1 protein-coding gene is annotated in these 772 nt (G+C 43.5%); it reads right to left on the bottom strand.

Translation table 11 applies throughout. From position 1 onward, the window contains the following. Window positions 1-119: 119 nt before the first annotated feature. A partial coding sequence (locus tag ACNPNW_RS16350) for a TolC family protein (RefSeq protein WP_448767195.1) occupies window positions 120-772 on the bottom strand: 653 nt, incomplete at its 5' end.

Here is a 772-nt window from a genome sequence, read left to right as displayed (position 1 = left end):
CCTCAGATTCAGTTTTTTTTGAACTTAACCAAATAACCAGACTGACCAAGACCGTAATCAGAATCAAAATTGCAATCATGAGAGACTGGGATATTTTTCCGTTTTGCTTGGCGTTCATTTTATCGTGCTCCCCCATTGATTAAATTTTGCGATGCTTCGACTGCCTTTTTATTCAGTTGTGTATAGGCATCCGAACGGCTAATTTCTTCATAACTTGTGCCAATACTGAGTGCCTCAGCTGCGAGGGCAGTTTGCCAAGCTTGACGTAGAATTTGTAATTGACCCAATCGAAGATTCTGCAGTTGGGTGGTTGCTTGCTGAACGTCGGTAATGGACAGTTTCCCTGCCTGAAACCCTTGTAAAGTACGGCTCTGAACTTTGGTCGCCAAAGTAACTTGTGCTGTTGTGGCATCGAACTGGCTACGTAAACCTTTGAGCTGATGCATGCTGTTGGCAATATTGAGTATTTGTTGCTTCAGCTCACGCTGCTGCTGTTGGTTCAGCAATATTTGCTGTTGCTGGACCATCGGGATCGCATATTGCTGGCGGTTGAAAATATTCAGTGGAATAGCCACGCCGATTGCCAAAGTCGTATCGTTGCTTTCATTAGGGGTTTTGCTACGTTTCATGCCTACATTTAAAGTCGGATTGGGACGTGCCTGAATTCTTAAATTTTCAATTTGATGATCCGATTGCTGAATGTTCAAGGCATAGAATTTTTCTAGCCACCCTTCAGCAATATACCGTTGCACAGTTTGGAGACTTTGCTCTG

The organism is Acinetobacter endophylla (genome assembly GCF_053543775.1).
This window is presented reverse-complemented; position numbering and strand designations above follow the sequence as displayed.